20 protein-coding genes are annotated in these 20456 nt (G+C 72.2%); 6 read left to right on the plus strand and 14 right to left on the minus strand.

Features of this window, described 5'->3' with window-relative positions:
- Positions 1 to 110 precede the first annotated feature (110 nt).
- Positions 111 to 863 (minus strand): MBL fold metallo-hydrolase, encoded by a 753-nt coding sequence (locus tag ACFZP7_RS13800; RefSeq protein WP_031019523.1) that lies wholly within the window; start codon positions 861 to 863, stop codon positions 111 to 113.
- A 204-nt stretch (positions 864 to 1067) separates the two neighbouring features.
- Between ACFZP7_RS13800 and ACFZP7_RS13805 the strand changes: the two genes are divergently transcribed.
- The gene (locus ACFZP7_RS13805; protein WP_031019526.1) at positions 1068 to 1532 is read left to right on the plus strand and encodes a type II toxin-antitoxin system PemK/MazF family toxin; all 465 of its coding nucleotides are present in this window, start codon (positions 1068 to 1070) and stop codon (positions 1530 to 1532) included.
- A gap of 7 nt (positions 1533 to 1539) precedes the next feature.
- Here the strand turns inward: ACFZP7_RS13805 and ACFZP7_RS13810 are convergent, their stop codons facing one another.
- The 7 genes from ACFZP7_RS13810 to clpS all read right to left on the minus strand — a co-directional run bounded on the left by ACFZP7_RS13810 (position 1540) and on the right by clpS (position 6435).
- The gene (locus ACFZP7_RS13810; protein ID WP_030975232.1) at positions 1540 to 2490 is read right to left on the minus strand and encodes a PLP-dependent cysteine synthase family protein; all 951 of its coding nucleotides are present in this window, start codon (positions 2488 to 2490) and stop codon (positions 1540 to 1542) included.
- A gap of 5 nt (positions 2491 to 2495) precedes the next feature.
- Entirely contained in the window at positions 2496 to 2774 is a 279-nt protein-coding gene (locus ACFZP7_RS13815) for a MoaD/ThiS family protein (protein ID WP_367836320.1), read from the minus strand.
- A 100-nt stretch (positions 2775 to 2874) separates the two neighbouring features.
- Positions 2875 to 2970, minus strand: coding sequence for a putative leader peptide (locus tag ACFZP7_RS13820; protein ID WP_019065921.1), 96 nt, complete (start codon positions 2968 to 2970; stop codon positions 2875 to 2877).
- A gap of 90 nt (positions 2971 to 3060) precedes the next feature.
- Positions 3061 to 3483, minus strand: coding sequence for a Mov34/MPN/PAD-1 family protein (locus ACFZP7_RS13825; RefSeq protein ID WP_019325657.1), 423 nt, complete (start codon positions 3481 to 3483; stop codon positions 3061 to 3063).
- 145 nt (positions 3484 to 3628) lie between these two features.
- Positions 3629 to 5065 (minus strand): amino acid permease, encoded by a 1437-nt coding sequence (locus ACFZP7_RS13830; RefSeq protein ID WP_019325658.1) that lies wholly within the window; start codon positions 5063 to 5065, stop codon positions 3629 to 3631.
- Positions 5066 to 5467: 402 nt separating this feature from the next.
- Complete coding sequence (locus tag ACFZP7_RS13835) at positions 5468 to 6076, minus strand: DUF2017 domain-containing protein (protein WP_019325659.1); 609 nt, start codon at positions 6074 to 6076, stop codon at positions 5468 to 5470.
- Positions 6077 to 6117: 41 nt separating this feature from the next.
- Positions 6118 to 6435, minus strand: a complete 318-nt coding sequence (gene clpS, locus ACFZP7_RS13840; protein WP_029393317.1) for an ATP-dependent Clp protease adapter ClpS — start codon at positions 6433 to 6435, stop codon at positions 6118 to 6120.
- Between the two features lie 98 nt (positions 6436 to 6533).
- Between clpS and ACFZP7_RS13845 the strand changes: the two genes are divergently transcribed.
- Together ACFZP7_RS13845 and ACFZP7_RS13850 are read left to right on the plus strand one after the other, a co-directional pair.
- The gene (locus ACFZP7_RS13845) at positions 6534 to 7880 is read left to right on the plus strand and encodes a nicotinate phosphoribosyltransferase (RefSeq protein ID WP_127434659.1); all 1347 of its coding nucleotides are present in this window, start codon (positions 6534 to 6536) and stop codon (positions 7878 to 7880) included.
- A gap of 126 nt (positions 7881 to 8006) precedes the next feature.
- Positions 8007 to 8594 carry a nicotinamidase gene (locus tag ACFZP7_RS13850; protein ID WP_019325662.1) on the plus strand — a complete coding sequence of 196 codons (588 nt, stop codon included), beginning with the start codon at positions 8007 to 8009 and terminating at the stop codon, positions 8592 to 8594.
- Positions 8595 to 8648: 54 nt separating this feature from the next.
- On the opposite strand, the gene ACFZP7_RS13855 is transcribed toward ACFZP7_RS13850, so the two are convergent.
- The 3 genes from ACFZP7_RS13855 to ACFZP7_RS13865 all read right to left on the minus strand — a co-directional run bounded on the left by ACFZP7_RS13855 (position 8649) and on the right by ACFZP7_RS13865 (position 13516).
- Positions 8649 to 10457: a bifunctional metallophosphatase/5'-nucleotidase gene (locus tag ACFZP7_RS13855; protein WP_385634517.1), complete on the minus strand. Its 1809-nt coding sequence runs from the start codon at positions 10455 to 10457 to the stop codon at positions 8649 to 8651.
- A 219-nt stretch (positions 10458 to 10676) separates the two neighbouring features.
- Positions 10677 to 11018, minus strand: coding sequence for a hypothetical protein (locus ACFZP7_RS13860; RefSeq protein WP_019325664.1), 342 nt, complete (start codon positions 11016 to 11018; stop codon positions 10677 to 10679).
- Between the two features lie 146 nt (positions 11019 to 11164).
- Positions 11165 to 13516: an immune inhibitor A domain-containing protein gene (locus ACFZP7_RS13865; protein ID WP_385634518.1), complete on the minus strand. Its 2352-nt coding sequence runs from the start codon at positions 13514 to 13516 to the stop codon at positions 11165 to 11167.
- 416 nt (positions 13517 to 13932) lie between these two features.
- Between ACFZP7_RS13865 and ACFZP7_RS13870 the strand changes: the two genes are divergently transcribed.
- On the plus strand, positions 13933 to 14220 hold the full coding sequence (locus tag ACFZP7_RS13870; RefSeq protein ID WP_355514566.1) for a hypothetical protein: 288 nt from the start codon (positions 13933 to 13935) through the stop codon (positions 14218 to 14220).
- A gap of 36 nt (positions 14221 to 14256) precedes the next feature.
- Here ACFZP7_RS13870 and ACFZP7_RS13875 read toward each other — a convergent pair whose 3' ends face one another.
- Together ACFZP7_RS13875 and ACFZP7_RS13880 are read right to left on the minus strand one after the other, a co-directional pair.
- Positions 14257 to 15024, minus strand: a complete 768-nt coding sequence (locus tag ACFZP7_RS13875) for an RDD family protein (protein ID WP_125538529.1) — start codon at positions 15022 to 15024, stop codon at positions 14257 to 14259.
- 104 nt (positions 15025 to 15128) lie between these two features.
- On the minus strand, positions 15129 to 16829 hold the full coding sequence (locus tag ACFZP7_RS13880; protein WP_385634519.1) for an RDD family protein: 1701 nt from the start codon (positions 16827 to 16829) through the stop codon (positions 15129 to 15131).
- 259 nt (positions 16830 to 17088) lie between these two features.
- Here ACFZP7_RS13880 and ACFZP7_RS13885 point away from each other — a divergent pair, with 259 nt between their 5' ends.
- Positions 17089 to 17511, plus strand: a complete 423-nt coding sequence (locus ACFZP7_RS13885; protein WP_019325668.1) for an SsgA family sporulation/cell division regulator — start codon at positions 17089 to 17091, stop codon at positions 17509 to 17511.
- Between the two features lie 10 nt (positions 17512 to 17521).
- Here ACFZP7_RS13885 and ACFZP7_RS13890 read toward each other — a convergent pair whose 3' ends face one another.
- Entirely contained in the window at positions 17522 to 18964 is a 1443-nt protein-coding gene (locus ACFZP7_RS13890) for an FAD-binding oxidoreductase (protein WP_385634520.1), read from the minus strand.
- 91 nt (positions 18965 to 19055) lie between these two features.
- Here ACFZP7_RS13890 and ACFZP7_RS13895 point away from each other — a divergent pair, with 91 nt between their 5' ends.
- A complete protein-coding gene (locus ACFZP7_RS13895; protein ID WP_385634521.1) occupies positions 19056 to 20453 on the plus strand; it encodes a tetratricopeptide repeat protein in 1398 nt (465 codons plus the stop codon).
- Positions 20454 to 20456 lie beyond the last annotated feature (3 nt).

Consider the following 20456-nt stretch of genomic DNA (forward strand, 5'->3'; position numbering starts at 1 on the left):
GCATGACGAAGGCCCCGGAACCGTCCAGGTTCCGGGGCCTTCGCCGTGCCGGGCGCGGATGCCGTGCCCGGCGTGGATGCCGTGCCGGGCGCGGATGCCCCGTGCCGGGCTCAGACCTCGTACACCGTCCCGGCCGTCGCCACCTCCACCGGCCCGTCGTAGACCTCGCGCGCGTCGGCGAGGTTGACCCGGGGGTCGGTCCACGGCGGGATGTGGGTGAGGACCAGGCGCCGGGCGCCGGCGCGGGCGGCCGTCTGGCCCGCCTCGCGGCCGTTGAGGTGCAGGTCGGGGATGTTCTCCTTGCCGTGCGTGAACGCGGCCTCGCACAGGAACAGGTCGGCGTCGCGGGCGAGTTCGTCCAGCGCGGCGGTGACGCCCGTGTCCCCGGAGTAGGTCAGCGACCGGCCGCCGTGCTCGACGCGGATGCCGTACGCCTCGACGGGATGGGCGACGCGGTCGGTGTGCACGGTGAACGGGCCGATCTCGAAGGTGCCCGGTTTGACCGTGTGGAAGTCGAAGACCTCGCTCATGGAGGAGGCCGAGGGGGTGTCGGCGTAGGCGGTGGTGAGCCGGTGCTCGGTGCCCTCGGGTCCGTAGACCGGGAGGGGGGAGCAGCGGCCGCCGTCGTGCCGGTAGTAGCGCGCCACGAAGTAGGCGCACATGTCGATGCAGTGGTCGGCGTGCAGGTGGCTGAGGAAGATCGCGTCGAGGTCGTAGAGACCGCAGTGGCGCTGCAGCTCGCCCAGGGCGCCGTTGCCCATGTCGAGGAGCAGCCGGAAGCCGTCGGCCTCGACGAGGTAGCTCGAGCAGGCCGATTCCGCGGACGGGAACGACCCCGAGCAGCCGACGACGGTGAGCTTCATGAAGCAGAAACCTCCGCTGGCGCGTGTGGAGAGACGGGGGTCGTGCGGTTTGTCGAGCGTAAGGCGCAAAACCTTTGGTCGCTCCTCCGCCAGGGGCCGTTGTGGGCGAACTCACCTGTGGTGTCACCGGTTCGGCTGGACCAGGGGCGTACGGGGCCAGTGAGGGGGCGCGCGGTGGGCGTGTGCGCCGGTACCGTCGTCGGTATGGACACGTCCTGGTGGCTCGCCTTCGCGGCGCTGGTGCTGCTCGCGCTCGTCGCCGTGGTCGTCGACGGCTGGGGGCGCGGGCGGCGGCCGCCGCGGCCGGGTGGCCGCACCCGTCCGCCGGGACGGCCCACGGGTCCGCGGGGCAGGGCGGCCCGGCCGCGGCCGGCGGAGATCTGGTGGGCGAACGTCCCGTACGAGGACACGGACGGCGCGAAGGACCGGCCGTGCCTGGTGATCGCGGTGCGCGGGCGCCGGGCGCTGGTCGCGAAGATCACCAGCCGGTACCGGGAGGAGCGGGCCGGGGTGATCACGCTGCCGCCGGGCTCGGTGGGGGACGCGCGGGGCCGGACGAGCTTCCTGGAGACGGACGAGCTGCGGCAGGTGCCGGTGCGGGACTTCCGGCGCCGGGTGGGCGAGGTGGACCCGGCCCTGTGGGACCAGGTGCGTCACCTCGCCCGGTGAGCGGCGTTCAGGCCCAGAGCTGGCCCTGGAGGGTGTCGATGGCCTCTTCGGTGGTGGCCGCCGTGTAGACGCCGGTGGAGAGGTACTTCCAGCCGCCGTCGGCGACGACGAACACGATGTCGGCGCTCTCGCCGGCCTTCACCGCCTTCTTGCCGACGCCGATCGCGGCGTGCAGGGCGGCACCGGTGGAGACGCCCGCGAAGATGCCCTCCTGCTGGAGGAGTTCCCGGGTGCGGGTCACGGCGTCCGCCGAGCCGACCGAGAAGCGGGTGGTGAGGACGGAGGCGTCGTACAGCTCGGGCACGAAGCCCTCGTCGAGGTTGCGCAGGCCGTAGACCAGGTCGTCGTAGCGCGGTTCGGCGGCGACGATCTTCACCTCGGGCTTGTGCTCGCGCAGGTAGCGGCCGACGCCCATCAGGGTGCCGGTGGTGCCGAGGCCCGCCACGAAGTGGGTGATCGAGGGCAGGTCGGCCAGGATCTCCGGGCCCGTCGTGGCGTAGTGGGCGCCGGCGTTGTCCGGGTTGCCGTACTGGTAGAGCATCACCCAGTCGGGGTGCTCGGCGGAGAGTTCCTTGGCGACCCGCACGGCGGTGTTGGAGCCGCCCGCGGCCGGGGAGGAGATGATCTCCGCGCCCCACATGGCGAGCAGGTCGCGGCGCTCCTGGGAGGTGTTCTCCGGCATCACGCAGACGATGCGGTAGCCCTTGAGCCTGGCGGCCATGGCCAGCGAGATGCCGGTGTTGCCGCTGGTCGGCTCCAGGATGGTGCAGCCCGGGGTGAGCCGGCCGTCCTTCTCGGCCTGTTCGATCATGTGGAGCGCGGGGCGGTCCTTGATCGAGCCGGTCGGGTTGCGGTCCTCCAGCTTGGCCCAGATGCGGACGTCGTCGGACGGCGAGAGCCGCGGCAGGCGCACCAGGGGGGTGTTGCCCACCGCGGCCAGCGGGGAGTCGTACCGCATCCCGATCAGGCCATACCGCCGGCGACGGCCGGCAGGATCGTGATGCTGTCGCCGTCGGACAGCTTGGTGTCGATGCCGTCGAGGAAGCGGACGTCCTCGTCGTTCAGGTAGACGTTGACGAAGCGGCGCAGCTGGTCCCCGTCCACGATCCGGGCCTGGATGCCCGCGTGCCGGGTCTCGAGGTCGGCGAAGAGCTGGGCGAGGGTCTCCCCGGAGCCCTCCACCGCCTTCTGACCGTCGGTGTACTGGCGGAGGATGGTCGGGATGCGGACCTCGATGGCCATGGCTGAGGGCTCCTGTCGGAAGGTGTCGTGGGTTCGGTGAGGCGCGCGGTGGCACGCGGCAGCCCGCCGCGGCCGACGGCCGTACGGCGGCAGCCGAAGATCAACAGATGGCGCTGTTCAGCCTGCACAGGTCGACGTGCAGCCGCGCCACGAGCAGCGTGCCCGGCGCCTTGTCGCTCACGTCGAGAAGAACCATGGGCTCATCGTATCGATTCCCGGTCCGGATTCCGGAGTGTGATCTCACCTGCTGGACGTCTCTCATCCGCGATGCGATACGGGCGGTGGCTCAGTACGCGTCGACCACCTTGACCTCCTCCTCCGTCACCTCTCCGTCCAGAATGCGGAACGAGCGGAACTGGAAGTCCCCGGCCCCGTCGGTGTCGGCGGTGGAGACCAGGACGTAGTGGGCGCCCGGCTCGTTGGCGTAGGTGATGTCGGTGCGGGAGGGGTAGGCCTCGGTGGCCGTGTGGGAGTGGTAGATGACCACGGGCTCCTCGTCGCGGTCGTCCATCTCGCGGTAGAGCTTGAGCAGGTCCTGCGAGTCGAACTCGTAGAACGTGGGCGAGCGGGCGGCGTTGAGCATCGGGATGAACCGCTCGGGGCGGCCCTCGCCCACGGGTCCGGCCACCACGCCGCACGCCTCGTCGGGGTGGTCGGCGCGTGCGTGGGCGACGATCTGGTCGTACAGGGCCTGGGTGATGGTCAGCATGCGGCCCAGGATAAGCAGACGGGCCGCCCCGTACCGAGGAGTGGTACGGAGCGGCCCGCATGCTGGACGCCCTGAGCGGCGGCCGGTGGGGATGCCACGAGCATCCCCGGTGACCGGACGTCCCGGATGCGCGCGAACGCGCAGGTCAGACGATCTTCTCGAGCTCGTCCGCGTCCGGCTCGCCGCGGCGCTCGGTGACCTCGGGGTTGCGGCTCTTGAGCACGGCCCAGCCGATGCCGAGGGCGACGGCCCAGCCGGCCATCACGTACAGGCAGACGCGGGCGTCGGCGTCGTAGGCGATCAGGCAGGTGACGAAGAGGAGGAAGGCGATCGCGATGTACGAGCACACCGAGCCGCCCGGCGCCGGGAAGGAGGAGGCGGGCAGACGGCCCGCGACGACCTTGCGCCGGTACATGACGTGGCTGACCAGGATCATCAGCCAGGTCCAGATGCCCGCGGCGGTGGCGACGGAGGTGACGTAGCCGAACGCCTTCTCCGGGACGGTGTAGTTGAGGACCACGCCGATGCCCATGAAGATCACGGAGACGCCGATGCCGATGGCCGGGGTCTTGGTGGACGACAGCCGCTTGAAGACGCCGGGGGCCTCGCCGTTGTCCGCGAGGGTGCGCAGCATGCGGCCCGTGGAGTACATGCCGGAGTTGCAGGAGGACAGCGCGGCGGTGAGCACCACGAAGTTGACGATGCCGGCGCCGGCCGGGATGCCGATGACCGCGAAGGCCTCCACGAAGGGGCTGACGCCCTCGGCGAACTCGGTCCACTTGACCACCGCCAGGATGACGGTGAGGGCGCCGACGTAGAAGAGGGCGATGCGCCAGGGCAGGGTGTTGATCGCCTTGGGGAGGGTCTTCTCCGGGTTCTCCGACTCACCGGCGGTCACGCCGACCAGCTCGACGGCGAGGTAGGCGAACATGACGCCCTGGAGGGTCATCAGGGACGAGCCGATGCCCTTGGGGAAGAAGCCGTCGAACTCCCACAGGTTGGAGACGCTGGCGGTGTCGCCGGCCTGGCTGAAGCCCAGGGTGAGGACGCCGATACCGATCACGATCATGCCGATGATGGCGGTGACCTTGACCATGGAGAACCAGAACTCGATCTCGCCGAAGAGCTTCACCGAGATCAGGTTGGCGACGAAGAGGAGGAGCAGGAAGACCAGGGCCGAGACCCATTGCGGGATGTCCGGGAACCAGTAGTGGATGTAGATGGCGGCGGCGGTGAGTTCCGCCATGCCGGTGACCACCCACATCAGCCAGTAGGTCCAGCCGGTGAAGTAACCGAAGAAGGGGCCGAGGAACTCGCGCGAGTACTCGGCGAAGGAGCCGGAGACGGGACGGTAGAGGAGCAGCTCGCCGAGCGCCCGCATGATGAAGAAGATGATCACGCCCGCGAGGGCGTACATGAGAATGATGCTGGGCCCGGCCTTGGCGATGTTGGCCCCGGCGCCCAGGAAGAGACCGACGCCGATGGCGCCGCCGATCGCGATCATCTGGACCTGACGGCTGTTGAGCCCGCGCTCGTAGCCCTCTTCAGGTGCTTTCTCCGTGTCGACCTGCGCAGAGGTCATGTGTGGTGCGCCTTTCTCCATGCCGACCCGGGCCTTTCGTCGGCCTCGGATCGGGTCTCGATCCCCCCGGATGATGGAGCCGAGCGGGCCTCACGCCCCGCTCTGTGCCTGGCCGGCGGTCCGCCGGCTCGGTGGCGCACCCGGCCGAACATTCGGGTGGTGTTCGCCGGGCGGTCGTGAAGATTTACCACGACCGCGACGCTGATCACAGAGGCGCCCTGTGATGTGTCGCACAGGCAGAAGCGGACAAAAGACGCCCTTGAGTGGCAAACAGGGGCGCCGGTTTGACGGGATCGTTATCCGGATTTGAGGCTCCGCTGAGCGGACACGGAGAGTAACCGGAATGGCTGGTTCAGGGGATGGACGCCCGGCTCGCGGACGTCCGGTCCCGGGGCGCCCGGTTCAGGGCAGGAGCGTCGCGACCAGCGACTCCTGGAGCCCGCCGAGCCACAGGTACGCCATGACCATCGGCTTGCGCGGGTCCTCGTCCGGGAGCCGGTAGAGCAGGTCGGTGTCGTCCTCGTCGGTGATCTCCAGCCGGGAGCCGATCGCCAGCCGCAGGTCGTTCAGGGCCCGCAGCCACTGCTGGGACTCCCCGGGCGACAGCTTCAGCACCGCTCCGTCCTCGCCCGCCGACGCCGAGGAGAGGGCGTCCAGGGTGCGGATCACCGCGAGCGCGTTCTCCCGCTTGCCGGCCCGCAGGTCGTTCTCGGTGTAGCGGCGGAACTCGGCGGAGTACGCCCGCTGCTCCTCGGCCTCGGCGGCCTGCGGGGCGGAGCCGGGGTCGCCGTAGGCGTCCGGGAACAGGCGCCGCAGCACGGGGTCGGAGGGCGGTTCGCTCGGGCCCTCGGCGAAGAGTTCGGCGAGCGGGTCGTCGGAGGCGTCCTCGGCGGGCCCGGGGCCGATCAGCTCCAGGAGCTGCACGGCCAGGGACCGGATGATGGAGATCTCGACGTCGTCGAGGGCGACGGCCGCGCCGCCGCCGGGGAGCGGTTCGAACTGTCCTGGCATGGAGGTGATTCAGCTACTTCCGTCCTGCGGGCGGGCGTGGGTCATTTCCGGTCCTGCTGGAGGGTGGCCCACAGACCGTAGCCGTGCATGGCCTGGACGTCCCGCTCCATCTCCTCGCGCGTGCCGCTGGAGACCACCGCCCGGCCCTTGTGGTGGACGTCGAGCATGAGCTTGGTCGCCTTGTCCTTCGAGTAGCCGAAGTAGGACTGGAAGACGTAGGTCACGTAGCTCATGAGGTTGACGGGGTCGTTGTGCACGATCGTCACCCAGGGCACGTCGGGCTCGGGTACGGCGAAGACCTCCTCCGCCGACTCGGTCTTCTCGATCTCCATGGGTGCGGCTGCCGTCACATGGCCCATGCTGCCACCACAGGGGGGCACCCGCACAAACGGGCCTGTGGCGGGCGCCACGCGACCATAAATCGTCAGAGTGACGAAATGGGGGTAGCATCCTCGGCATGAACACAGCGGACCTTGGGCTGCCGGTGGACGTCCCGTCGACGGCGCTCTTCACGGACCAGTACGAGCTGACGATGCTGCGGGCCGCCCTGAAGGCGGGCACGGCCGAGCGGCGCAGCGTGTTCGAGGTCTTCACGCGGCGGCTGCCCGACGGCCGGCGCTACGGCGTCGTGGCGGGCACCGGCCGGGTGCTGGACGCGGTGGAGAACTTCCGCTTCGACGCGGGCGTCCTGCGCTTCCTGCGCGAGCGGGACATCGTCGACGAGGAGACCCTGGACTGGCTCGCCGGGTACCGCTTCAGCGGCGACATCTGGGGCTACCCCGAGGGCGAGGTGTACTTCCCGGGCTCGCCGATCATGCGGGTCGAGGGGACCTTCGGCGAGTGCGTGCTGCTGGAGACGGTGATCCTCTCCATCCTCAACCACGACTCGGCGATCGCCGCCGCCGCCTCCCGGATGGCCTCGGCCGCCGGGGACCGCCCGCTGATCGAGATGGGTGCCCGGCGCACCCACGAGCTGGCCGCCGTCGCCGCCGCCCGCTCCGCCTACGTCGGCGGCTTCGCGACCACCTCCGACCTGGCCGCCGGCTTCCGCTACAACATCCCCACCGTCGGCACCTCGGCCCACGCCTTCACCCTGCTCCACGACAACGAGCGGGACGCCTTCCAGGCCCAGGTGAACGCGCTGGGCCGGGACACCACGCTGCTCGTGGACACCTACGACGTCGCCGAGGCCGTCCGCACCGCCGTGGAGATCGCCGGGCCCGAACTGGGCGCCGTGCGCATCGACTCCGGCGACCTGCTGCTGGTCGCCCACCGGGTGCGCCAGCAGCTCGACGAGCTGGGCGCCACGGACACGAAGATCGTCGTGACCTCGGACCTGGACGAGTACGCCATCGCCTCGCTCGCGGCGGCGCCCGTGGACGCGTACGGCGTCGGCACCCAGCTGGTGACCGGTTCCGGGCACCCGACGGCCTCCATGGTCTACAAGCTGGTCGCCCGCGCGGAGTCCGGTGCCGAGGGGGCGCCGCTGGTGCCGGTGGCGAAGAAGTCCAGCGGCGGCAAGACCTCGATCGGGGGCCGCAAGTGGGCCGCCCGTCGGCTGGACTCCTACGGGTACGCCGAGGCCGAGGTGGTCGGCACCGGGCCGGTGCCCGACGCTCTCGCCGACCGGCAGCTCCTGGTCGAGCTGGTCAAGGGCGGCGAGGTGGTCGCCCGCGAGCCGCTGGACGCCGCCCGGGACCGGCACGCGGCCGCCCGCGCCAACCTCCCGCTGTCCGCGACCCAGCTCTCCCGAGGGGAACCCGTCATTCCGACGGAGTACCTGCACGGGGGCTCGGGTAGCTAAAGCTGGTGCGGTCCGACCGGTCCGCACCGGCCCCGCACCACCCGCCCGTCCGGCCCCTTCGCCCCCACCCGACGCCCTCCTCCGCCCCCTCGACCCCCCAGCCGATCCAGCCGAAGGACACCGACCATGCGCCGCGCCCTGATCGTCGTAGACGTGCAGAACGACTTCTGCGAGGGAGGCAGCCTTGCGGTGACCGGCGGTGCCGACGTGGCCGCCGCCATCACCGAGCTGATCGGGCAGGCGCCCGCCGGCTACCGCCATGTCGTGGCCACCCGCGACCACCACATCGCGCCGGGCGGCCACTTCGCCGACAACCCCGACTACGTCCACTCCTGGCCGGCGCACTGCGTGGCCGGCACGGAAGGGGTCGGCTTCCACCCGAACTTCGCCCCGGCCGTCGCCTCCGGCGCGATAGACGCCGTCTTCGACAAGGGGGCGTACTCGGCGGCCTACAGCGGCTTCGAGGGCACCGACGAGAACGGCACCACGCTCGCCGACTGGCTGCGGGCCCGCGAGGTCGACGAGGTCGACGTGGTCGGCATCGCCACCGACCACTGCGTGCGGGCCACCGCCCTGGACGCGGCCCGCGAGGGCTTCCGCACGCAGGTGCTGCTCGACCTGACCGCCGGAGTCGCCCCCGAGACCACCGAGCGGGCGGTGGAGGAGCTGCGCGAGGCGGGCGTGGAGCTGTCCGGCAAGCCCGTCGTCCAGTAGCGCCCGTCCCTCGACGGGCGCACCGGCCGGGCTCCCCGCCCGCCTCCGCTCCCGTCAGCTCGCCCGGGCGCGGTCCAGGGCGGGCGGCGCCAGCCGCGGGTGGGCGGACAGGTAGTGCCACAGGGCGTCGCCGCCCATGTAGGCGCTGCGGTCCTGGTCGCGGGCGCCGACCAGTTCCTCGAAGCCGGGCAGCGCGCGCTGCTCCATGAAGGCGGTGGCCAGCGTCGCGACGCGGTACTTCCGTCCGTCCGCGACGCGCCGTCCGTCGATCCGCACGCTGCCCCGTTCGATCCGCTCGCCGACGGGCCCGTCCGCGTCGAAGCGGTACGAGACGTTGCCGGAGACCGCCACCGGGCGGAAGGTGACCGACCCGTCGGGCGCGCTCTGCCACTGGGACTCCAGCAGCGCCACCAGTTCCCGTCCGGTCAGGGTGCCGCGCACGACGCCGACGCCGATCCCGGAGTCCGCCACCGTGCCGACCGCGGCCTCGGGGAAGAGCACCCGGCCGGGGGCGTCGGCGCTGTTGCCGGGCGCGGGGGCGTAGGTCAGGTCGCGGCGCAGGGTGTCGGGCATCGCCAGGCCCAGGTCGGCGCGGCCGTCGCGGTCGGCCGCCCAGCGGTAGGCGTCGGCGGCCACGTCGTACAGGGCCGACTCGCCCTCGGCGTCGCGGGCGCGGGTGATGTCGCCGGTGATGGAGCCGATGGGCTTGGCCGCGCGCTCGCCGAGCTTCCCCCGCCAGTAGGCGGCGATCCGGTCGGCCTCGGCGTCGCGGGGGACGTCCTGGGTGACGGCGTGGTTGACCGAGGTGGTGTGCTGGCGCAGCACCTCGCCGGTGCGCGGGTCGAGCTTGAGGTTGATCTCGTTGACCAGATGGCCGTGGTTGCCGGCCTCCACGACCGGCCGCGGGTTGCCGGCGGGGTCGGGGAGCATGCAGTTGACGGTGGCGTGCCAGTGGCCGGTGACGATCGCGTCGACGGCCGGCGAGATGGCCCGGTTGTAGTCGACGACGGGGCCGAAGGGGTCGACGCAGTCGTTGTGGCCGTTGCCGTTCTGCTGTGAGAAGCCTTCGTGGACGACCGCGACGATCGCCCGGACGCCCCGGGCGCGCAGCCGCTCGACGGAGCGGTTGATCGCCTTGACCTCGTCGCCGTAGGAGTAGCCGCTGGGGGTGTACGACATGGGCTCGCCGCTGGTCAGCGCGGTCGTCGCGTGGACGAAGCCGACGGGCAGGGTGCCGCCGCGGCCGTCGTCGACCTGTTGCACGTGGTACGGCTTCAGGGCAGGGCGACCGGTGGAACGGTCGAGGAAATTGGCCGAATAGTACTCGTAGTCCGCGCCCGCGAACCGCTGGCCGCTGGAGTCGCGGAAACAGAGATCGCGGTCGGGGCGGCCCTCGCACGTGCCCTCGCGCATGTGCCGCAGGAAGGCGAAGCCGCGGTCCATCTCGTGGTTGCCGACGGTGGAGAACTGGAGCCCGAGCGCGTTGAGGTACTCGATGGTCGGCTCGTTCCAGAACCACTCCGTCTCGTCCGGCCAGCCCGAGAAGTCGTCACCCACGGAGAAGAGAAGCGAGTTGTCCCGCCCCTCCCGCAGCCGTTTGACGTGCGTGGCCAGGTAGGAGCCTCCGCCGACCCGCACGGCCGGGTCGCCCCGGTGCGAGCCGACGATGGTCGCGCCGTACTCGCCGAGATAGCCGTGGAAGTCGGTGAGGGAGACCAGTTGGACGTCGACGGGGTCGTGCCGTTCGTCCGCCGCCGCCGGGGTGACGGCCGCCGTGCCGGCCATCACGACGCCCGCGATGAGTGCCAGCAGGCGCCAGAGCACCCGGTGGACGGTACGTCTGTCGGACCCGAGGGACTGCATGTGCATCCTCCTGCCGCCGTTGGGGTCCGATGATGATCGGGCCCGTCGACGAGCAGGCAACGCCTCGGGAGTGAGCAGTCGGCACTGGGCGGGTGAACAGAGAGTGGGTTTCGGCCGTCGCATTCCGATCGGCGGCCGGCCCGGTCCGGCCGCGCGTCGGGTCCGCGCGGCCGGCCGTCGGCCCGGGGCCGCCGGGCGTCAGCTCCGGGCTGCCGGGCGTCAGCTCTGGGGTGCCGGGCGTCTGAGGAGCGCGCGGATCGGGTGCCACAGCTCCTGGACGAGTTCCGGGCCGCCCGTGACCCCGGCCACCGGGGCGGTGCGCCATATGAGGCCGTCGGGGTGGTGCAGGACCGCGGTGATCTCGTCCGGCGTCGGCGGGGCGGCGTTGCCCCGCAGGTAGACCGCCCGCAGCCCCAGATTGCGCAGCCTGGTCAGGGCGCGCGCCCGGTTGTGGGCGTGGACGAGTACGCGCACGCTGCCACCCGGCGTGGCGGGGCTGGGCAGGTTGAGAGCCACCACCACCGTGCCGTTCGGCAGCTTGCTGAAGCCTCCTGCGGCCATGCGGTCATACCCCCGTGTCAGCCGGTACCGGTCCGCTTCTCGGACCAGGTGTCAATAAGAGAACCACAGGACGCACCTAAACACGGATCGGCGGCGACCCGCCAGGGGGTCACCGCCGATCATGCTCTGACCTGCGAAGATGCTACTTACCTACCCGCGGGGCCGACCTCCAGCTCGATCGTCGAGCCGTTCTTGGCCTCCTTCAGGATCTTGATCTTCGTGTTGGTGTCAGTGATCTTGACGCCGCCGGTCGGGTTCGACTCGTCGTAGTAGTCGCTCGTGCGGTCGTTGAAGACCGAGACGCCCTTCGAGCCCGGGAAGTACTTCGCGACGTCCGCCTTGTGCAGCGTGAGGGCGTCCGTGCGGTAGAGGCTGAACGGCGAGTCGTACGCCTGGACGCGGTTGCGCAGCAGGGTGCCGTCCTTCCACTTCATCGCCGTCGGGTGCGAGTCGATCGGCAGGACCAGGCCGGTGCCCGGGTGCTGGCTGGTGTTGTTGTCCGCCTGGGAGGTGTCCCACTTCCAGATCAGCAGGCCGTTCTGGTACGCGTAGTGCTCCACCCAGTTCGGGCGCTCCGTGAAGCCGAAGTTGTACGGGCCGGTCTTCAGCGTCTTGTCGTACGACACGTACTGCCGGTTCTCGGCGATGTAGTACTGGGCGTAGTCCTCGGTGAAGGACGCGCCGACGCGGGAGAAGCCGGTGGCCGTCCAGGCGGCGTCCGCCGTCTCGGCGTTGTCGGTGAACAGCGCCTGGCCGTCCGCGGTGACCGTGATCGCGTCGGCCGTGAAGCCCTTCTGGGCCACGCCGCCGTCGGTCTGGTAGCGGAAGCGGACGTCGACCTTCTTGCCCGCGTACGCGTCGAGGGAGTACGCGAACTTCTGGTGACCGTCGAGCGTGCCGTGCAGGGCCGGCTTGTCGGCGGCGTCGCGCGGGATCGGCTGACCGTCCACCGTGCCGTCGACCGCGGTCCAGTTGGCGCCGCCGTCGGTGGAGACCTCGGTGTAGAGGTAGTCGTAGTTGGCCTCGATGTCGTACCAGCCGTCGAAGGTCAGCTCGGCCTTCGCCTTGCCGGTCAGGTCGACCGAACGGCTCAGCGTGTTCTTGAGGTTGTCGCCGCTGCCGCTCCACCACTGGGTCTTGCCCTCGGCGGGGGTGACGATCTCGGTGGTGACCGCCTTCTTGGGCAGTTCGACGACGAGCGCCTGCTTGTGCTTGGTGTTGTACTCGGCGACGCCCAGCTTGTGCCAGGAGTTCACGCCCGCCTTGGCGGTGTCGTAGTTCAGCCAGCCCAGCTGGAGCTTGTCCCAGGCGGTCATGTCGCCGGGCAGGTCGCCGATCTCGTTGCGGCCGGTGCCGAGCCAGGAGCCGGACGACATCAGCGTCCAGAAGCCGGTGGAGTTCTCGCCGCCGGCGGTGTCGTAGTGGTCCGGCAGACCGAGGTCGTGGCCGTACTCGTGGGCGTAGACGCCGAGTCCGCCGTTCTCCGGCTGGATGGTGTAGTCGCCGACCCAGACGCCGGTGGAGCCGATCTGCGCGCCGCCGAGCTTGTTGTCGCCCGGGCCGGTGGCGCCGGCGTCGGTGCCGAAGGCGTACCAGCGGTGGGCCCAGATCGCGTCGGTGCCCTGGGCGCCGCCGCCCGCGGACTCGTCCTCACCGGCGTGCACGATCTGGAAGTGGTCGATGTAGCCGTCGGGCTCGTTGAAGTCGCCGTCGCCGTCGAAGTCGTAGCGGTCCCACTCGTCGAAGCGGGCCACGTCGGCCTTGATCTGGGCGTCGGTGCGGCCGGCCGCCTTCTGTTGCTCGACCCAGGCGTTCAGGCCGTCGCTGACGACGTTCCACACGCTCGGGCAGTTGGTGTCGCCGCAGGCGTTGTTGCCGTAGCGGGCCTCGTTGTACGGGACCTTGACCCAGTCGGAGACCTCGCCCTCGACCGAGTAGCGGCCGGAGGACTGCTTCTCGTAGTACGTCTTGACCGAGTCGACGCCCTTGCCGGAGCCGAAGTACAGGTCCTGGAAGTGCTGCTGGTCGTAGTCCTCCTTCCAGGCCGTGGAGTTGTCGGTCTTCCGGTCGGGCTTGGCTATCTGGTTGTGCAGCGGGCCCGCCTCGCCGCCGTAGCGGCTGTCGATCTTGTCGCCGAACTCGACCAGGATGGTGAAGATCTTGTCGGTCTTCTCGCGGCCCAGCTCGACGTACTTGGCGTCGCCCTTCTTGCTCTTGAGCTGGACGACGTTGGAGCCGTCCTTCTTCTTCACCGAGGCCTTGCCGGAGATGACCTGCTTGAGGGCCTCCTCCCGCTGGGCCGCCTGAGTGTCGCTCAGGGGGCCCTTGAGGTCATGCGCGTGCATGTCCTTCGCGGGGTGCGGGTCGTGGTGGTCCACGGCCTCCGGTTTGGCGGGCGAGTCGGCCTGCGCGACACCCGCCGCGGAGAGTGTGGCGGTGGCCGCGGCGAGGGCGACGGTGGTCGCCGCCGCTCTGAACGTCCAGGATCTGCTGGTCACTTGAGTTCCTCCCCCGCGTGCACGCGCGCGGATGGGGGGACAAGTACAGAGCGAAGTCCGCGCACACGTGATCAACGCGTGTAGTCAAGTGACGACATTTGACTAGAGGTTCACCAGAAAAGACAGACCTTGACTTGAGCAGGACAAGTGCACTATGCGGAGTCGGCGTTCGCTTTGCGGACGCGGTGCGGGGCCGGGCGGGACATCCCGCGGGCGCGCGGCGCCGTCCGCTACCGGCGCACCATGAATCCGTGCGCCCCCCGTGCATCGGCCCCGTCGGTTAGGGCGGGCTTACCACTGTTTCCCCCCGGGCACACAGCGGGTTAGAGTCGCTTGGCGGAACGCCCGGAAGCCGGCGGAAAGCCGGGCCGACAGCCGGTTATGCCCCCAGATTGTCTTCCGAGGACACGATGGCCATGCCCCGTCCGACTGCCGCACAGTTCGCCTACGGTACGTGCACCGTGATCTTGTCGACGCTCGCCATGCTGCTGCTGTCACAGACGAGTTCGGGTCCCGGAGTCGCCGTCATCGCCGTCGCCTCCCTCGCCCTCGGGCTGCTGGTCGCCGTGACGGTCCACCGGCCCGGGACGACGCGCACGGTGACCGCCGTGCCCGCCTCGTCGCGTGCCGCCGACCGCCGGCCCGTGCGGACGGCCCGGGTGTCCGCGGCGGCGGGCGAGGCGGCCCGCGACCGCGCCGCCTGACTCCGCTCCCCGACGGGATGGTCGGCGACCGGGTCGTCAACGGGTGCTGACCACCACCGTCTTGGCCGCCTTGTCGTGCAGGCCCTGCTTGTAGGGCCGGTCGAAGAAGCTCCAGCCGCCCGCGATGATCGTCCAGACGCAGGCGCAGCAGAAGGCGAACGGGATCCACAGCACCAGCGCCCGGATGAGCGAGGTCTGCACGGAGGGCGTGGCCCCGTTGTCCAGGTTGCCCACGCGCATGCCGAGCCACTTCTTGCCGAGCGTCTGACCCGTCTTCGCGGTCATGTAGGTGTCGTAGGCGATGTAGAGCACCGCGGCGATCAAGGACTGGCCGAAGGACTTGCCGACCGAGATGTCCTCGCCGTCCACCTGGTACTCCTGGACGTTGAAGGCCCAGCTGAGCAGCCACACCACGATGCCGACCAGGATCATGTCGATGATCCTCGCGAGGGTGCGTCGGCCGCTGTCGGCGAGCGGGGGCATGCCGGCGAGCGGATCGGTGGGGTAGTTGCCGCCGCCGTAGGGGTCACCGCCGCCGCCCGGAGGCGGGCCCCCGTAAGGACCGCCGCCACCCGGGGGCGGAGCGCCGTGAGGACCGCCGCCACCCGGGGGCGGAGCGCCGTAGGGACCGCCACCGCCCGGGGGCGGGGGTGCGCTGCCGCCGTACGGCGGGGGCTCGCCGGTACTGCCGTGCGGGGGCGGGCTGTCGTAGGGCGAGCCCGTTCCGTCGGACGGGGGACGCTTCCTGAACGGGTCGTCTTCCGGCGGCTGCCCGCCGGGGCCGGGGGGCGGTTCGCTGCTCATGTCCCGAGTCGAACCCGGAGTCTGTTGCCTCGCATCCGGCGAGCGGCCGTCCGGAGTAGCGGGCGCACGAGACACCGGAACCCGGGCACGACGCCCCGGCCCAGTCAGCCCGCGACGAACGTGTTCGCCGCCTTGTCGTGCCAGCACTGGTGCCACGGCCGGTCGAACAGGCACCACACGACGCCGACCAGGCCGACGGCCAGGAGGCCGGGGACGCTGTAGACCAGCCAGCGGCGCAGGGCGGCGCCGAAGGCCGGGGGCTCGTGGGCCTCGATGTCCCGAACCTCCAGGCCGAGCAGCTTCTTGCCCAGGGTGCGGCCCCACTTGGCGGTGGGCAGCGCCTCGTAGACGACGCCGAAGAGGAGCAGCACGGCCAGCACGATGCCCAGGTACGCGGAGGTCGTGCCGTCGAGCAGCCAGACCGTGACCGTCTCGCCGGAGAGCTTGGCCTCGTCGATCTTCCCGTTGACGTGGTCGACCGCCTTGAGGCCGAGCGGTACGGCGGCCACGGCGGTGACGGCACCCAGGACGACGGTGTCGATCAGCCGGGCGGCCAGTCGCTTGCCGAGCCCGGCGGGACGGGCGGCCGCCTGACGCCGGGCGGCGGCCTGGAACACGTCCTCCACCGGGGGCTTCCACGGCGCGACGGGCGGCTCGCCCTCGCCGGTCCCGGCGAGGCGGTGCACCTGCTGCGCCCAGGAGGTCTGGCCGCCGCCGGGACCGGCCGCGACGGGGGCGGCGGGCTGCTGCGGGGCGGCCGGCTGCGGGAGCGGGGCGGCGGCCTGCGGGAGCGGGGCGGCGGGCTGGTGGGGCGCGGCGGCGGCCTGGTGCGGGACGGCCGGGCCGGTCGCCCGCTGCGGGCCGGCGGGGGCCGTGGGCGCGGTGGTCCGGGCGGCGGCGGCCTTGCCCGCGGCGAAGCCCGGGCCGCCCGCGGCACCGGCGGCGCCCGCGGCACCCGCCGCGCCGGTGCGCGGGGAGACCGCGCGGAAGGTCATCGTGCCCTCGTCGCGGGCGCCGTCCGAGGGCTGGGCTGCGCGGGCCGCGGGACCGGCCGTCGGGCGCCGGAAGACGAAGGTGTTGCCCGACTCGGCCTCGGACCCGCCGGTCCCGGACGCCGCCCCCGTCGCGCCGGCCGCACGCGCGGACCCGGCGTCGTCGCCGCGCCCGGCCCGGCCACCGCCCGCGCCGGCCGCGTCCCCGGTGCCGCTCGCGCCGACGGCACCGGCGGGCCCGTCGGAGGCGCGCCCGGCCGCGTCGTGGTCCGAGCCCGGGCCGGAAGCGGCACCGGAACCCGCCCGCGCACCGGAGCCGGCCCCCGGACGGCCGGAGGCGTCACCGGCTCCCCCGGTCCGGGGGTCACCCGTGGCTCCCGCGGTCGCACCGGCGGCGCCGGCGCCCGGCACCGCTCCCCCGGCCGGCCCCGCGTCCCGGACGCGCGGGAGCCTCGGGTCCGTGGCCTGGGCCGGGCCCGGCCAGGCGACGGACGAGCCCTGCGCGCCCGCGGCCGCGGAGCGGTCGGCGCCCCAGGACGCCGCCGGCTCCGGGCGGCTGCCGTGCTGGGACGCGGCGGCGGACGGCGGCTCCTCGACCGGGTCCTCGTCGAAGAAGTGCGGGCCGGTCTCCTCCACGGAGGGCCGCGCACCGGGCGGCGGCGCGAGCGGTTCGCCGTCCTTGGGGGCGGGCCGACTGGTGCCCGGCACCCAGGAGGCACCGTTCCAGTACCGGACATATCCAGGAATGGAGGGGTCCGGGTAATACCCTTCGCGGGGCCTGTCGTCGCCGGGGGCCGGGGTTGGGGCGCTCATGTCCGTCGTCCCGTATCTGCTCGGGGGTTGGTTCGGGGGCTCAACATCTATCAGACGGGCGCAATCCGCACCGCCGGTCCCGCCGGACCCACTCCTTTCCGGGCAACCTCGTGCATGGACCTTCACACCCGGGACAGAGGGGAGGAAAAAAGTTCCGCGAACCCGCGTAACGCTCACGGCCCTCGTCGCTCTCACTCGTGCGGGCCCGTTCCAGGCGGCCCGTGCGGACCGTACGAGATACGAGAGAGGACCCACCGCCATGCAGCCCAACCACCCCGTCGTCGTGGAGCGCGAGCTGGAACTGAGGCTCATCCTGTCGCCCGAGCACGCCGTCCCGGTGCCCGCACGGCTCTCCTACCACTCCGACGACCCGTACGCCGTGCACGTCACCTTCCACATCAACTCCGGCTGCCCGGTGCACTGGACGTTCGCCCGGGACCTGCTGGTCGAGGGTGTCTTCCGGCCGTGCGGGCACGGGGACGTGCGGGTGTGGCCGTCGAAGGCGGACGGCCGCAGCGTGGTGCTGATGGCGCTGAGCAGCCCCGACGGGGACGCCCTGCTGGAGGCGCCGTCGGCGCAGGTGTCGGCGTGGCTGGAGCGGACGCTGCGGGCGGTGCCGCCGGGTACCGAGGCCGGGCAGCTCGGCCTCGACGACGGGCTGGCCGAGCTGCTGGCCCGGTGAGCGGCGGGGGTCAGAAGAGCTTGCCGGGATTGAGGATGCCCAGCGGGTCGAAGACCTGCTTGACGGCCCGCTGCATCTCCAGCCCCACCGGGCCGATCTCGCGCGCCAGCCACTCCTTCTTCAGTACGCCCACGCCGTGCTCGCCCGTGATGGTGCCGCCGAGTTCCAGGCCCAGGCCCATGATCTCGTCGAAGGACTCGCGGGCCCGCCGGGACTCGTCGGGGTCCCGGGCGTCGAAGCAGACCGTGGGGTGGGTGTTGCCGTCGCCCGCGTGGGCGCAGACGCCGATGGTCAGGTCGTACTTGGCGGCGATGCGCTCGATGCCCTCCAGCATGTCGCCCAGCCGGGAGCGGGGCACGCACACGTCGTCGATCATCGTGGTGCCCTTGACCGCTTCGAGGGCGGTCAGGGACAGGCGGCGGGCCTGGAGGAGGAGTTCGGACTCGGCGGCGTCGTCGGCGGGGACCACCTGCGTGGCGCCGGCCGCCTCGCACAGCGCACCGACGGCGGCGAGGTCGGCGGCCGGGTCGGTGGTGTCGAAGGCCGCGAGGAGCAGGGCCTCGGTGGTCTCCGGCAGGCCCATGTGGGCGAGGTCGTTGACCGCCTTGACGGTCGTCCGGTCCATCAGTTCGAGGAGGGACGGGACGTGTCCGCCCTCCATGATCCGGCAGATCGCGTCGCAGGCGGCGGACGCGGAGGCGAACTCGGCGGCCAGCACCAGCTGCTCGGGCGGCTTGGGGCGCAGCGCGAGGACCGCCCGTACGACGATGCCGAGGGAGCCCTCGGAGCCGACGAAGAGGCGGGTGAGGTCGTACCCGGCGACGCCCTTGGCGGTGCGGCGGCCGGTGGACATCAGGCGGCCGTCGGCGAGGACGACGTCGAGGCCGAGGACGTACTCGGCGGTCACCCCGTACTTGACGCAGCACAGGCCGCCTGAGGCGGTGCCGATGTTGCCGCCGATGGTGCACATCTCCCAGCTGGAGGGGTCCGGCGGGTAGTACAGGCCGTGTTCGTTCACCGCGCGGGAGAGCGTGGCGTTGACGACGCCCGGTTCGACGACGGCGACGCGGTCGACCGGGTTGATCTCCAGGATGCGGTCCATCTTGGTCAGGGAGAGGACCACGCAGCCGTCGGTGGCGTTGGCGCCGCCGGACAGGCCGGTGCGGGCGCCCTGCGGGACGACCGGGACGCGCAGCTCGGTGGCGGTGCGCATGACGTGCTGGACGTCCTCCACGGTGCGCGCCAGGACGACCACGGCCGGGGCGCCTGCCGGGCAGAAGCTCGCCATGTCGTGGGCGTAGGAGGCCGTGATGTCGGGGTCGGTGAGGACGGAGTCGGCGGGGAGGCCGGCGAGCAGCCGGTCGACGAGGGGGCTGTCGGCCGCCGGGGCCGCGCCGGACTCGCGGGCTGCGTCGTCTTCGTCGCGAGGCGCTTCGATACGGCTCATGATCACAGGGTGGCACCCGGGGCCATCGGTGTGAACCCCGTGGCGGCACCCGGCGCAAGCCGCGGTGTGCTTGTCGTACGGGCGCACAGTAGGCGCCATGGAGATCGAACGCGGGCGGCGCTCCCGCCGCCGGAACCGGGTGCTGATCGCCTCCGTCGCCGGGGCCGCCGTGCTCGGCGGAGTGCTGGTGCTGCTGCCGTGGGACGGGGGCGACGCCTCCCCGCCCGCCCCGGGGCCGGCGGCGCTGGCGCGCGGTGCGGTGACCACGGGGGTGCCTGCCGCGCTGCCGGACCTGGCGGTGCTGATCGGCGAGCGGGAGCGGCACCTGCGGGCGCAGCCGCTGGACGGGCCGTCGTGGGCGGTGCTGGGCGCGGCCTACGTCGAGCAGGGGCGGCGCACGGCGGACGTGGCGATGTGGGCGAAGGCCGAGAAGGCGCTGCACACGTCCCTGAAGGTCGGGGCGGAGCGCAATCCGCAGGCGCTGGAGGGGCTGGCGGCGCTGGCGGTGGCGCGGCGGGACTTCCCGGCGGCGAAGAAGTGGGGCGAGAGCGCGGTGCGGGCGGCGCCGAAGCGGTGGACGGCGCACGCCGTGCTGATCGACGCCTACACCGGGCTCGGCGACGACAAGGGCGTGGGGCGGGCGCTGGAGAAGATCATGGAGCTGCGGCCGGACGCGCCGGCGACGGGGGCGCGGGCGGCGGCCGTCTACCGCGACCGGGGCTGGCGGGAGGACGCGCAGGCCCGGATCTCGGACGCGGCGGCGGCGGCCGAGGCACCGGCCGAGCGGGCGGCGTACCTGGAGCAGGCGGGGCGGCTGGCGTTCGAGCGCGGGGAGCGGGAGGAGGCGCTGCGGTTCTTCCAGGAGTCGCTGCGCACCGACCCGGACCAGCGGGCGGCGCAGGCCGGGCAGGCGCGGACGCTGGCGGCGCTGGGCCGGACGACGGACGCGCTGTCGGCGTACCAGGCGGCGCTGGCCAAGCGGCCGGACGCGGAGTACGCGCTGGAGCTGGGTGAGCTGTACGAGTCGCTGGGGCTCGGGCAGGCCGCGCGGGTGCAGTACGACCTGCTGCGGGAGCGGGTGCGGGACGCGGAGGCGGCCGGGGCGGACGAGCGGCTGCTGCTCGGCCGGTTCGAGGCGGACCACGGGGACCCGGCCCGGGCGGTGCGGCTGCTGCGTGAGGAGTGGGGGCGGCAGCCGGGGATCGCGGTGGCCGACGCGCTGGGCTGGGCCCTGCACCGCACCGGCGAGCACGAGGAGGCGCTGGAGTTCGCGACCATCGCGACCGACGGCGACAAGGGCGGCGGGGTGCGCAGCGCGCTGTACGTGTTCCACCGGGGGGTGATCGAGCGGGAGCTGGAGCGGTACGGGCCCGCGCGACGGCATCTGCGGGAGGCGCTGATGATCAACCCGTACTTCTCGCCGCTGCGGGCGCCCGAGGCGAGGCGGGCGCTGGACGAGCTGGGCGAGCCCTCCGTGGAGGACCCGCCCGCGTAGCCG

Source organism: Streptomyces sp. SudanB5_2050 (genome assembly GCF_964272335.1).
GTDB classification, from domain to species: Bacteria; Actinomycetota; Actinomycetes; order Streptomycetales; family Streptomycetaceae; genus Streptomyces; species Streptomyces rochei.